Genomic DNA, 13,471 nt, shown 5'->3' on the forward strand with positions numbered 1-13,471 from the left:
ATGCCTACCGTGCGCCTTTCTTTCGGCTGAGTAAATGGCTCAGGATGGCCTTCTGCATATGGAGCCGATTTTCAGCCTGGTCAATGATCACCGACTGCGGGCCATCCAACACATCTGCCGTAATCTCTTCCCCACGATGGGCCGGCAAACAATGCATCACGATGGCATCGGGCTTTGCTCGTTGCAGGAGTCGCGTATTCAACTGATAGGGGGCCATGGTCCGTAATCGTCTGGCTTGTTCTCGCTCGCGACCCATACTGATCCAGACGTCTGTGTACACGACATCTGCTTCCTTGACCGCCACCTGGGGGTTTCCCACCACCGCGATAGCGGCACCGGTGGTTTGTGCGTCCATTCTGGCACGATCGAGCACCCGCTGATCAGGCTGATAACCGGATGGGCATCCAATGACCACGCGCATCCCCATCTTCGCACCAGCTTCGATAAGCGAATTGGCGACGTTATTCCCGTCACCGATGTACGCCAAATTGATGCCCTTCAGCCGACCTTTTATTTCCTGAATCGTCAATAAATCAGACAAGGCCTGACAGGGGTGGCTGTGGTCGGTCAACCCGTTAATGACCGGCATGGTGGCTTCTCGCGCCCACTCTTCGACGATTGAATGGTCATAGGTCCGAATGACGATGCCGTCCAGGTAACGGGAGAGGACCCGCGCAGTGTCCGCGACGGTCTCCCCACGCGATAGCTGGATATCGCCCATGGGAAGCACCAGCGCGTGGCCGCCCAACTGATTCATGCCTGCTTCAAAGGACACGCGGGTCCGCGTCGAGGGCTTTTGGAACAGAAGCCCCAAGGTTTTGCCGACGAGTAGTTGATGTGGTGTGCCCAGACGTTGCTTCTTCTTGAGTGAGGCCGCTAACTGCAGCAAGTCCAGAATTTGTTTGCGCGGCATTGTGGCGACGTCAAGGAGGTCCTTGGCGTAGCGGGCAGCACCGACTCTGTGGATTGGTTGAACCATCAATGATGCGAGTCTTTTCCGGCTGTCTGGCGCTGATTCAGCAGCGCACTTAGTAGCTCAAGGAGTTTATCGATCTCCTGCTGCGAGATGATCAGGGGCGGGACGAAGCGCAACACGCGCTCATTCGCGGCGTTGATCAATATCCCACGGGCAAGCGCATCTGCGACCAACGCTTTGGCGTCGGCGTCTACCTCCATGCCTTGCAAAAGGCCAAGCCCCCGGATGTCCGTGACGATGCGATAGCGGTCTTTGCAGTCGGTGAGACCCTTAGCCAAGTATTCTCCCATGCGCTTTGCATGGTCCAGAACGCGCCCTTCGAGGAGGACTCGGCAGACAGCCAGCCCTGCGGCACAGGCGAGGGGGTTGCCGCCGAAGGTTGATGCATGGGCACCTGGGGTAAAGGCTGAGGCGACGGGTTCGATCGCGAGGCAGGCCCCGATCGGGACTCCACCGGCTAGCCCCTTGGCCAGAGTCATGATGTCCGGCTTCACCCCAAGTTGTTCGTAGGCGAAGAAAGTGCCGGTCCTTCCGATGCCGGTCTGAATTTCATCAAAAATAAGGAGGATGTCTTTCTGCGTACAGAATTCCCGTAGGCGTCTCAGGTACTCACGATCGGCGACGTACACGCCGCCTTCCGCCTGAATGGGCTCGAGCATGATGGCGGCGGTCTGGTCGTTGACCATTGCTTCCAGCGCGCTGAAATCATTGAACGGGGCATAGGTAAAACCGGGCATCAAGGGCTCAAAGCCTTTTTGAACTTTGTCCTGGCCCGTGGCTGTGAGCATGCCCAAGGTACGGCCATGAAACGAATTCTTCATCGTAATCACTTCGAACCGTTTGGCGCCATGCCGCTCGTGTCCATAGCGGCGGGCGAGCTTAATCGCCGCTTCATTCGCCTCGGCGCCGCTGTTGCAGAAGAACACGCGGTCCGCAAACGAGTGGTCGACCAGGAGGCGCGCGAGCCGCACCTGGGGTTCGGTGTAATAGAGGTTCGAGGTGTGAATCAGTTGCGCCGCTTGGCGTTGAATGGCCTGCACAAGGTCGGGATGACCATGTCCTAACACGTTAACGGCGATCCCACCGACAAAATCAATGTACTCTCGCCCCTCCAGATCGTAGACCTTGGCGCCCCGTCCGCGGGCGATGGAGATCGGCTGCCGACTATACGTCTGCATCAAGTATGTCGCGGCATCGTCCTTTAATTCTTCGGTCGGCATGATGGCAGATCCCCTAAGAAAGGTAGGAAAACTAGCACAGGGTCAAGTACAAGAGCAATAAGTGGGGGCTTGAGCACGCTTGTTTTGGAGAATGTGGATGCTCTAAGTTTGTAGGCCTTCTCTTTTCTAAGTAGGCGGACCAAGAGATAGGCCCAACAGTCCACTCTCAAGTATGGTAAGGTGAATTTTTATGACGGCCTGTAGCCAATGTCACCAACAGAACCCTGACGACGCCAACTTTTGTCATCAGTGCGGAACCAAACTGGCTGAAGAAGCCGGCGCGACCGCCGAGTCTGCGACAGAAGAGCGTGCCACTCGCCCGGCTGAAGATGCGGACACGGTGTGGCGACAATTCATCGGCCCAAATGCCGACCACTATTTGACTGCATTCAGGAAATTCTCGGCGAACGGGCAACCACGATTCGCTCTATCCTGGAATTGGCCGGCGTTTCTCTACATTTCGTTCCTCTGGTTCCTGTACCGCAAGATGTATCTCCACGCGTTCGTCTATGCGGTCGGGCCGATGGTTTCCACATACTTTACGGGAGATTTTTCAGCCGGTATTGTCTGGAGCGTCATGGCTGGAGCTACGGGCAACTACCTCTATTATTGGCATTGCCGTGAACATATCGCCGAAATCAAGAAGGCAGGGGGGGGAGATCAAGCCAGACAAGCGGCAGTGCTGAAAGAAGCGGGTGGGGTACAACCCTATGTCATTTGGGTCGGTGTCTTCTTTTACATCATCTTCCTCGCTACGCTGACGAAGATGGTTCAAGAGAGCCCACCCGATCTCGATCGACCAGTCGAGGAAATCGGCCGTAGTCGGGGCGCCGGTGTGATGTGAGTCAGTTACGTTCGTTTCTTGGTCCAGATCGGACCGTGCTGCTCGAGTGAGGAGATTGAACGATGGCGCGATTAGTCTTGATTCGTCATGGTGAGTCGCAGTGGAACTTGGAAAATCGATTCACGGGGTGGGTGGATGTCCCTCTCTCTTCGAAAGGTATCGAGGAGGCGCGACAAGCCGGTGAAAAACTCCGTGGGTTTACGTTTGACCGGGCCTTTACCTCGGTGCTGAGTCGTGCAAACGAGACGTTACGAATCGTCTTGGAGACCCTTGGGCAGTCGACGATTCCTATCGAGAAGGACAAGGCCTTGAATGAACGGATGTACGGGGAGCTTCAGGGGCTCAATAAGGCCGAAACGGCTCAAAAGTATGGTGATGCGCAAGTGAAAATTTGGCGGAGAAGCTATGATGTGAAACCGCCAGGCGGAGAAAGTCTCAAAGACACGGCCGAGCGCGCCTTGCCCTATTATGAGAAGATGATCAAACCCTACCTGTTAGCAGGAGAAACCATCATCATTGCGGCGCATGGCAACAGCCTCCGTGCCTTGGTGATGGAGTTGGACCAGTTGTCGAAAGAAGAGGTGTTGGAGCTGAACATTCCGACTGGGGCGCCGCTCCTATACGAATTCGACGAGCGCGGGAAGGTCCTGTCGCACCGGTACTTGTGAGTCAGAACTCTGCCTACGCGTTGCGCGATCGCTAGAACGCCTCGTCGAGCAACCTTCCATACTCTGAAGCCGGAGCGTAATCGATAAGTAACACCAAGAGGTTCGGCCGGTCCTCTGGGGAAATAAAGCCTTGATCTTCGATGAGAGAGGCTGTTTCCGCGCAAATACCGGCGTGGCTAATCCTTTCCTGATCAACGAGGCGGGCGTAGTGTTCTCGTCGTTCATTCAGCTCAGATTGATACGTGTCCCAGGTGCCTGGCCCGAACTGCCGTGATTCCCACCAGATCTTCTGGATGGACTCGAATAATTGCTCCGTGATGGCCGCCTGATACTTGGTCGGGATATGCGCATCGACCGCAGCGAGGATCCAGTAGAGATTCAGTGAGAGAATCTCGCGCGCGATGTATTGGGCGCTGGAGTCCGATGTCTCAATACCGTACTCTTCGAGCTGTGAGGCGGTGACGGGCTGCGGCATGGTTTTGAACAGCGCATCGGCGGCTTCTGCAGGGGTCATAGGATCGATTCTCCTGGTTCACTCCAAATAGCTAGCTTTGGCGTACGTTCCGGCATCGACATGGATGAAAATTGAGGCCAAGCGGTAGGGTCCGACGAGATAGACCTGACTAGGTCAGGCCAATTTCACCGCCGACCCAGTCAGGCCTGTACGACTTAACGGTTGATGATCTTCTGAACCGCCTTCTTTTGTTGGCCGGGCTTGCTCACTACAGGCTCCACCTTCTTACCCTTACCGGCTGAAGCAGACCAGGGGGTGACGATGATCTCGACCCGGCGGTTCTTGCTTCGGCCTTCCGCGGTCTTGTTGCTGGCAATTGGCTTGGTGGCGGCATACCCGACGGTCTTGATCCGGTCGGTGCCCAACCCGCTGTCGATCAAGGTTTGACTGGCATGTTGGGCCCGTGCCTGAGAGAGTTCGAGATTGTCGCGGAACGGTCTCCGGTTGTCGCTCCGGATCGGAAGGCTGTCCGTGTGCCCGGCGACTTCGATACGCTGGTTGCGGAACTGTTGTAAGGCGGCACCAATTCGTTCCAGCAACGAGGTTCCTGTTGCGGTCATGGTGGCGTCTCCTTGTGCGAATACTTCACCGGAGGCCAAGGCGAGGGTTAGTTGGTTCCCTCGTTGCCGGAGGGCCACACTGCCTCGCGTAAGCTCATCCCGAAGAGCGCTCGCCAGACTCTCGCTCACTTTGCCGAGATTGACTGGTCCAGCTTGGCCAGCCTCGGTATTCTTGTAAGAGACGGCCTGGTCGCCATCCTTCGGCAAGCTTCGTCCGAGGCTTGCCAGCAATTGCTTCGCCTGGGTAATCTGTGTGTTCCGCTCGATCAGTTCGCGGTCCAGATCCGCCAGGGTGTGAGTCATCTTATCGAGATTGGATTTGGTCGCCTGGAGCTCGTGCTCTTTTTCAGCCAGCCGTTGCATCGCGTCACCGAGTTGTTCGTTGGCGACGATCACCTCTCGCTCTGCGTCAATCATGTACTGTTTGGCCTGTTCGAGACTGCTTTTCGTCCGGTTCAAATCTTGTGACATTTCTTGGTGCGTGTCACGCTGTGCGCAGATACCGGAGAGTTCCTGTTCCCTTTGAGTGAGTTGTGCTTCCAATGTATCCGCGCGTGTTTTTTCGATCGTGACCTGACTCGCCGCCGCTGTGGTCTTGTCCCGCAGGTCGGCCAATTCCTGCTCCTTTGCCGCGAGTTGTTCTTGGAGTTGAGCCAACCGTTCCCGCTCCCGTTCTGCTTCCAAGAGGTGACTCTGTGGACCATCGACAGTGAGAGAAGTAGAGGTCGTGGGGGCAGCCTCCGAAGAAGGATGGGCATCAGCGCTGTTGTCGCTATGAACTCGATAGAGGTGCGACCCACTGAAGCGGATCGGTTGAGCCTGCTGAGCCACGGCCGAAGTCCGAAACCCGGCAGCTAAGCTCGATTCCTGTCCATTCACCGTAAAGGTGAAGAGAAACGCAACGGCGACGAACCTCGTGATCATGTCTCACCTCCTTACTGGATGATTAGGCGGTAGCGATTCCGTGATAGACTCAAGAAACGGGACGGTAGAATGTCGAGGAACGAATGCTCACATGTGCGCTCACATTCAGAGTGGAATCCGAATGGGCACTCAACATCTATCGTATACCCCGTCTGGGAAAACGATGCAACCCGGGATCGACTTCGTCTGTCGTTCCATTCGGTGGACTGTAAGTTGCGGGAAAACCTCAGCAGCGCTGATAGGGAGAATGCGTTCACCCTTCTCCAGAGGAGCGACGATCAACACGAGTGGATCTGATAGATACAATTGGCCGTATCGGTTTTGATACAAGGAAGCGGAGAGTTGAGCGCAGGTGTCTTAGTGAGAGAGATGAGTGAGCCTGTTTTGAAACCTCACGAGTCTCACTTCCAGCCTACAGCCTCACAGCGGCAGCGAGCATAGAAGGCGTCTGGGCTGTTACCCCAGTCGAGGAGCGCCGTTCGCATCGTGGCAAGTTCAGAGTCGGTGGCCCATTGTTCTGTGAGAATCAGTCGGCGATGTTGTTCAAGAAAGACCTCGGCCCAATAACGGCTGAACCCAGCCGTCATACTTAGGGTGCCGAAGGTGTCGCACGAAGCCGACCCAACGGTGTTTCGAAATCCGGCTTCCCGCAGCAGCTGGCGTTGTTTACGTCCGAACCGAACATCGCCTCCGCTACGGTCGATGATCCTCTCGGCCAATTTCCAAAACTGAGCGAGATCCTCGTGGGCGGGATGATAGACATCGCCTTCGGCGTCTGAGTCGCGGAGCCCGATCAGGCCACCTGGCTTGAGGACACGCCAAAGCTCTCGGAGGGCCTTCATCGGTTCTGCTAGATGATAAAGGACCGCGTGGGCCAAGACCGCATCGAAAGTCGCATCTGCGAACGGCAGGGCATAGACACTGGCATGGTGAAATTCAACATTGTCGACTCCACTCCGCTGAGCTTCCTGACGACCCCTGTTCAGCTGGCTGTCCTCGATATCGATGCCCACCACTTGTCCCTGCGGGACGAGCGATGCCAGTGTGACGCTGATCCCTCCAGGCCCACAGCCACAATCTAAAACGTGCATATCTGGTTTGAGGTGAGGCACAAGAAACGCGGCATCACGAGCTGCCGTTCGTCTTGATAAGCCAAGCAAGACAAGCGGATCGTATCCGGCGGAATAGACTTCGTGTTGTTCCATCGAGGGTCGGTTCGTAGGCGTAGTGTTTCGGGGCACCAGCAAATCCAGATAGGAAGGGAACTGGTAATCTTCGAGTGCTGCGTCAAGGCGTACGCAGAGCTGTTTGAACAAGAGAGTCCCACGCGGGCTGGAAAAATCGAGCATTCCGCCAGCAACGATCAATGTGGCCAGGGGAGCCCCCAGTCCGGCTTGCACATCCTGTCGGAGATCCTGGGCTGCATACCCGTGAACACGGTTGTCTACCAAGGTCTTGTAGTAGGATTCAATGAGAGATTCCTCAAGGCTGCGGCGTTGTTCGATCGAGAGGGACCCCGACAGAAAATAGGCCAAATCGCGCGGACCACGAGAACGTCGTGCCACTTGCCAATCAAAGACGGTCACAACGCGATCCTCCCCCGCACCGGTAAAGGCGAAGTTGTCGGCACGAAAGTCGCCGTGAGTAAGGGTTTGTGGGCCAGTTGAGCTCTGTTCAAAATATTCTGGAAGGACTTGGCCAAACTGTTGTGCGCACTGAAGAAGATTTGGTGTCACAAACTCGGCGCATCGTTGTTCAAATCGCGGCAGCATGGCTCGATAGATGCCGACCCGAGTCTCCGCTTCATCGGTCAGGGCGCGGAGCCACGATAATTCCTTGAGGATAGGAGAATTCCAAAAATGCGCATGGAGTAGTCCGAGCTGTCGAACGGCCAGTTGGGCGTCCGTGGCAGAACAGCCGGCAAGATTGTCGCCGAACTCAGCCTGGTGGAGATCTTCCAAGAGGAGGAGACTCGCGCTCGTGCGCACATCATACAGATCGAAGTAGGGACGGGGTACGCGCAACGGAAATCTGGCCAGCGGTGCAAGGTCTCGGTAAAAGCCGGCTTCGGTTTCATAGATGCCTACCCTGCGTAGTTGCTCTCTGACCCCTGGATCGGCGGATGAGAGCTTAGCAAAAAGCGTGAGCGGGGCCGAGAGTTCAGGCTCGGTGTATGTGACTTGCAGGCGGGCTGTTTGTCCGACGAATCCGCTTCCTGCAGCGATTGGAATAACCGTGATAGCCTCGACCACGGCACGGTGCAGCTGGCCGGCGCGACGTAAGACATCAGTCAGCCACTCAGTGCCGATGGAATCCGGCCTGTGCGGTATTGAAACTGGGTCATTCAGCATCGCGAGGGAGAGTACCACAGCCTTGTGACAAAGTGGACCAGTGTAGGAGGCATCCATCGCACTTCCAGCGGCCGGTCATAAAGCCAGTAGTGCCCCGGCACTCCACAATCTTGTTCTCATTCAGGTCACTTCTTAATCCCGTCCACTCATAATCAAATTGGATACAGTTCGTTATCTGTAAGGATACGGCCATGTGGCTCTATCGCGTTCATCGAATCATTCATCCAAGGCTAATACGCATAAACACAACTACTTACATTGTCTTTCATGTTGGCACGCGGATTGCTGGGGAGGGATAACAAGTGATCTGGAGGGTTACAGACCATGGCGCACATCGACTCTGAAGTTCTTGATGCCATGTATGGCCAGATCAGTCGTGAGGCTTCGAATCCATCACGAGGTTGGGGCAGCAGGCTCCATACTCACGCAATCTCAACTTGATGGAAAAAGGAAAGGAAGGGTTTCACCATGCACGAGTCGGCCATCGTAGTCATCTGGTTTGCATTGCAAATTGCCGGATTCATCTTGACGATGCTTATGCCACAAATTTTCCCCGATGCACCTCGAGAGGTGGAAGAGCAGAATAATGTATTGCCGATGTCTACCTACGAGAAGCTCGAAGAAGGTAGCCTGCTGATGGTCTACGGTGATAAGGCGGCTTAAACGGCAGAAGTTGTCTGGAGGTCGCTCATGGATGACCGAATAAGTCTGGATACTCCCCGCGCACTTTTGTCGGCTTGAGACTGACAGTGGCCGAGCAATGCCTGCTGTCAGCCTCAGGTTATCCCTCAACAGGTAATCGTCGGATTAAGAACACGATTAGCTTCTACTCTCACGGTCGGCATCGGGCCATATCAATAAGGGCCCATCGGGTTGCTCTTGCCAACACACCTCTGAATCGATAGAGATACACCTACTTATCCGAACAGATACAAGCTCTCAATAAACCAGATTGGTATGAGCTGTCACAATATAATAAGTAATTGCAACGAATAGCTCTTTATGCAAGATCATCGTCGGCATAGAGCTTGCTACAAGAATCCTATGACCGGTGACTATCAGTTGCTGCCCCATCGTACTGAGACCAGTCAGGCCGGATTGAGGGGGAGACCACATGTCAGGGAAAAACATCGTGTTGTGTTCGGACGGAACAGGCAATACAGCGATTAAGGCCCGAGGGACCAATGTGTTCAAACTCTACGAGGCTGTGGACATCCAAGGGCATAAGTTTGATTCGACGTTGACCCCACAAGTGGCTTTCTACGACGATGGCGTTGGTACGTCGCGGTTGGCTCCGATGAAACTCATCGGTGGGGCATTCGGGTACGGATTCGGCAAGAACGTGCGGGATCTGTATACCGAGTTGGCTCATGTCTATGAACCGGGTGACCACCTCTACCTGTTCGGGTTTAGTCGGGGCGCCTACACCGTCCGGGCGCTGTCGGGGCTCATTCAGTATTGTGGAATTCTCGACATCAAAAAGGTTGGGTACGAATCCCTCAAGAGATGTGTCGAGGACTGTTGGACGGCGTTTCGGCGGGAAGCATTTAAGCGCGTGTCGGAAAGCCAGCGACGCGAAGGTCAGCCGACAGCCGATTACAGTCGGGAAGATCGAGAACGGCGGGAACGGTTTTGCGCCGTTATGGACGATACTCACGTACCGGACGGATCAGTCACGATTGATTTCGTTGGTGTGTGGGATACGGTTGGGGCGGTGGGGATGCCGTTTGAAGAACTCCGTGACCTGTTCAATTGGGTCTACCCCATGCGGTTTTCCGAACTGACACCCAGTAGCCGGATCACTCGTGCCTGTCACGCACTCTCGATCGACGATGACCGCCGCACGTTTCACCCAGAGTTGTGGAACGAGAAAGGCATTCGTTCAACGCAGGTCGATCAAGTATGGTTCGCCGGGGTGCACTCCAACGTGGGCGGCGGCTACGTGAAGCACGGCATGTCTCTGGTGGCATTGGATTGGATGATGGCCGAAGCAGAGCGATGTGGGCTGCGGTTTATCGAGGCCGACCGCAACTATGTCCGTACGCACCACGATGTGCACGACGAATTATACGATGCGAGAGCTGGATTGGGTGCGTACTATCGTTGGCAGCCGCGCGACATCGTCCGACTCTGTCGAGATCACCATATCTCTCGTCCCAAGATCCACATCAGCGTGTTCGAGCGGATCGCCAACGGTACGGGGTGCTATGCTCCGTTGAATCTACCCGCTCAGTGCCTGGTTGTTCGAACCAATGACGACTGCCCGTGGCCGGGAAAAACCACCTTGTCGGATATTGAGCGAGAAGGCACGCAAACCGAAAGGAGCACCCTCGCTTCTCCAGATAATCAATCATTACTCGAGAACATTCGCGGAACCGTGCAAAGCGGAAAGATGTCGTATTACACGTTTGTGGCGGCCACGATTCCGGCTCTCGGCTGGTGGTATGCGTTGCCGCCGTTTCCGCAAATAGTCCACGCCATTGCGCAATGGTGTCCGTACCCCAATCTCGTTATCGGCGGCTTGTATGCCTGTGTCGGTGGGCTGATCTGGTGGTGGGCTAAGCGAGTTGATGACCGGATGGAGTCGGTGGCACAGGATCATTGGCAACGTCATCGAGAAGCGCTTCGCGGGGTTTTCATGAATAGCTGGTTGGCAGGCTTGTCACGAGCTCATGACGTGGGTGTACGGAGAGACCCATTGACCGTCCGAACGACGCCGAGTCTTGTGGTGAAGCGATCGGTTGGGGAATCCAAAACCGGTTAGGAAAAGGGAATTGCCAGAGGTGGATCGATCATCTTTGTTCAAAATACCGGCGAACCAGGGTTTCCACCGGCGCAAAGTACCGTTCAGGCAGGTTTTTGAAACGGCGCCTGCATTCTGCAAGTGCCTGCTCCGCAGTCGAAAATGGTTCGATTACGGACTGTAGATGACCATAGTAGTCCCTGAGTTTTACTTCGGCGGTTCGCACATGGCTGGGATCACCGGCAATGACTTGTGCAGCCTTGGCGTGGTCTCCACTGGTGTCGACCAGGGTCTGGAAGCAGAGTCCCTTCAAGCGCTGCGTCACCGTGCTGCGATCCCATCCTAGTGCTGCGGCTGTGGCCTGCATGTCGAACCGATGCTCTCTGAGGCAGGCAAGAACTGCCGTGTCACCGGCCGATTCAGGGGGTGGCAGCCTTGTATGTCCTAAGCTCCCTTGAGAATTTTCACGGAGCCGGAGCGAATCTTTGGTCAACATGGAGCCATCGTTCAGCGTGATGGCTCGTTCCAAACAGTGACGGAGTTCCCTGACATTCCCTTTCCAGTCATGCTCAACCAGCGAACGAAGTGCGTCGTTCGTGAGTGTTGGGACCGGCTTTCCTGTTTCGTCGGCGATCCGGCTCAGGAAGGTCTCAACGAGAAGCGGGATATCTCCGGGACGATGGCGAAGCGGTGGAAGGTAGAAGACAAGCCCGGTGAGTCTGAAGTACAGGTCCTCCCGAAACCATCCTTCCGAAACCCCTCTTTGCAGGTCGCGATTGGTTGCAGCCACAATACGAACATCAACCATCGTTTGCGTCGTGGCACCGACACGATAAAAGGTCCCGTCTTGTAACACCCGCAACAACTTACTCTGATGATCCATCCGGAGGTCTCCGATTTCATCCAAAAAGATCGTGCCATGGTCGGCGAGACCAAAGTACCCACGGCGATCGGCCGTCGCTCCGGTAAAACTCCCCTTCATATGCCCAAACAGTTCACTTTCAAAAAGCTCAGGCGAAATTGCAGCCATGTTGACCGGAATGAACGCTCTGGCAGAACGCGGACTTAACTGATGAACGGCTCGGGCAAAAAGCTCCTTGCCGGTTCCCGGCTCCCCGAGCAAAAGAACCGACAGGCGAGACTTGGCCCCCTTCTTGAGGTCGTGAAAAAGCCGAAGGAGCGGCCGATCTTGCGTCATGATTCCATACCGACGGGCTTCGGTTTGGGATCGGTCAAGCGCTGCGTCGGCGACCTTGTGTGGTCCCAGGGTCGCTACCCGGAGGTCGCCGAGTTGTCGCTCTAGTTGCTCCAGTTGCCCGCGTGCTTCCTGTTCCTGCTGTTGGGCCTCGACAATTTGGGCTCGTAGCGCATCCATCATTGTCGCTAACTCTTCCTGTTGTCCGGCTGAATGTGCGATGGTGGCCGTCGCTACTGCTAAATCTTCCTGAAGTGCCTCTGCTCGGTCTTCGCGCATGATCAGTGCTTCACGAACGGCAGCAGACTCTTCCTGGAGCTGGATCATGTCACCTTCGAGCAATATGAGACGCTGGCTCGCCATCAGATTCACCAGTGCGGTGGCACCCATGAAGGCAAGCACGGAGGCTAACAATGGGAGCCCGACGGCTAGAACGAGCGACGCCAGACTTAGACTCGCGGCGGTGCATGCTCCATACAGCAGGACGATACCGGCCGCGAGAAAGAAACCGGTTGTCTCTCGCCATCGTAAAAGGATCCATGCCACGACTGATCCCAGTACGGTTGTGATGACCAGCCTGGTCGTCCAACCGAAAGACACGATCGGTTCATTGTTGAGCAGGGCATTGAGAAGGTGAAGATGGGCGGTCATGCGGTCGACGACGGTTCCAGAGGCTAAGACACGGGTTTCTGAGCCGGGTGGATCAGCACGGATGACAACAATTCGGTTTTTGAACCACGAGGTGAGTTGTTGCTCGTCTCGCTGCTGGATCCTTTCCCAGACTGATGACAGCAGGATCGGCTGGAGCGCCACGAGTGATCCATCTCCGGCCACGTTCACCAGCGCAGCCGCACGCGCGTGGCCTGAAGAAACGGGCGCCGACGGCGGGGTCTGTCCTCGAAATTGGTTGAATAGGGCCACTGCGAAGGCGGGGATTGTTTGGGATTCAATCCTGGTGAAAAGTGAAACGTGCCGAGTCACGTTGTCACTGTCGCGCTCGACTTCATGGTGAGCAGAGATCGCCGTATCGGAGTGAAGAAGGGATTCAGTCTCGTACACAAGCACGACAGGTGAGGCTGTGCGAAGGGCCTCAAGGAGGAGGGCGTCGCTTGCGGCGCCACCGACTTGGGACGGGCTTGCGCGGTCCAAGCGATGGTCGAGTCCGATCACTGCCGCACCGGCCTCATGTATCGCCACAACGAGTTGAGCCAGAATGGCACGGTCCCAGTGGCCGGATCCAAACCGTTCTTCACTGGCGGGGTCGCGAGAGACGACGGTCAATGACGGATTCACGGCCATGCTGTGTCGGTGAAGAAGCCATGTATCGAAGGCAGTATAATCCAGAGCCGTAAAAGTCGCGGGAGACGAAAACCACAACAGGACCGAAATCGCCGCGCTTCCCAAGCCGATGCTCAAAGCTTGGAGAGGAATCGAGGAGATCCATACACGTGAAAGTGTCGTGGGACCACGCATGTG

The 13,471-nt window shown here is 55.7% G+C and carries 10 protein-coding genes; 4 read left to right on the forward strand and 6 right to left on the reverse strand.

The features are described from left to right. Positions 1-4: 4 nt before the first annotated feature. Complete coding sequence (argF, locus tag IPM58_10505; GenBank protein ID MBK9307495.1) at positions 5-979, reverse strand: ornithine carbamoyltransferase; 975 nt, start codon at positions 977-979, stop codon at positions 5-7. Beyond that, complete coding sequence (locus IPM58_10510) at positions 979-2,196, reverse strand: acetylornithine transaminase (protein MBK9307496.1); 1,218 nt, start codon at positions 2,194-2,196, stop codon at positions 979-981. Before IPM58_10510 ends, argF begins: the two co-directional genes overlap by 1 nt. A gap of 190 nt (positions 2,197-2,386) precedes the next feature. On the opposite strand from IPM58_10510, the gene IPM58_10515 reads away from it, so the two are divergent. Further along, entirely contained in the window at positions 2,387-3,040 is a 654-nt protein-coding gene (locus IPM58_10515; GenBank protein MBK9307497.1) for a DUF2628 domain-containing protein, read from the forward strand. A 62-nt stretch (positions 3,041-3,102) separates the two neighbouring features. Further along, entirely contained in the window at positions 3,103-3,708 is a 606-nt protein-coding gene (locus IPM58_10520; GenBank protein MBK9307498.1) for a 2,3-bisphosphoglycerate-dependent phosphoglycerate mutase, read from the forward strand. Positions 3,709-3,739: 31 nt separating this feature from the next. Here IPM58_10520 and IPM58_10525 read toward each other — a convergent pair whose 3' ends face one another. The 3 genes from IPM58_10525 to IPM58_10535 all read right to left on the reverse strand — a co-directional run bounded on the left by IPM58_10525 (position 3,740) and on the right by IPM58_10535 (position 8,114). Then, the gene (locus IPM58_10525) at positions 3,740-4,222 is read right to left on the reverse strand and encodes a hypothetical protein (protein MBK9307499.1); all 483 of its coding nucleotides are present in this window, start codon (positions 4,220-4,222) and stop codon (positions 3,740-3,742) included. 155 nt (positions 4,223-4,377) lie between these two features. Next, complete coding sequence (locus IPM58_10530) at positions 4,378-5,706, reverse strand: OmpA family protein (GenBank protein MBK9307500.1); 1,329 nt, start codon at positions 5,704-5,706, stop codon at positions 4,378-4,380. A 401-nt stretch (positions 5,707-6,107) separates the two neighbouring features. Continuing rightward, positions 6,108-8,114, reverse strand: a complete 2,007-nt coding sequence (locus tag IPM58_10535; protein MBK9307501.1) for a methyltransferase domain-containing protein — start codon at positions 8,112-8,114, stop codon at positions 6,108-6,110. Positions 8,115-8,525: 411 nt separating this feature from the next. On the opposite strand from IPM58_10535, the gene IPM58_10540 reads away from it, so the two are divergent. Both IPM58_10540 and IPM58_10545 read left to right on the forward strand, forming a co-directional pair. Further along, the gene (locus tag IPM58_10540) at positions 8,526-8,720 is read left to right on the forward strand and encodes a hypothetical protein (GenBank protein ID MBK9307502.1); all 195 of its coding nucleotides are present in this window, start codon (positions 8,526-8,528) and stop codon (positions 8,718-8,720) included. Between the two features lie 451 nt (positions 8,721-9,171). Then, positions 9,172-10,821: a DUF2235 domain-containing protein gene (locus tag IPM58_10545; GenBank protein MBK9307503.1), complete on the forward strand. Its 1,650-nt coding sequence runs from the start codon at positions 9,172-9,174 to the stop codon at positions 10,819-10,821. A 28-nt stretch (positions 10,822-10,849) separates the two neighbouring features. Here the strand turns inward: IPM58_10545 and IPM58_10550 are convergent, their stop codons facing one another. Then, a complete protein-coding gene (locus IPM58_10550; GenBank protein MBK9307504.1) occupies positions 10,850-13,468 on the reverse strand; it encodes a sigma 54-interacting transcriptional regulator in 2,619 nt (872 codons plus the stop codon). Positions 13,469-13,471 lie beyond the last annotated feature (3 nt).

The sequence above is a fragment of the Nitrospira sp. genome (assembly GCA_016715825.1).
Taxonomy (GTDB): domain Bacteria; phylum Nitrospirota; class Nitrospiria; order Nitrospirales; family Nitrospiraceae; genus Nitrospira_D.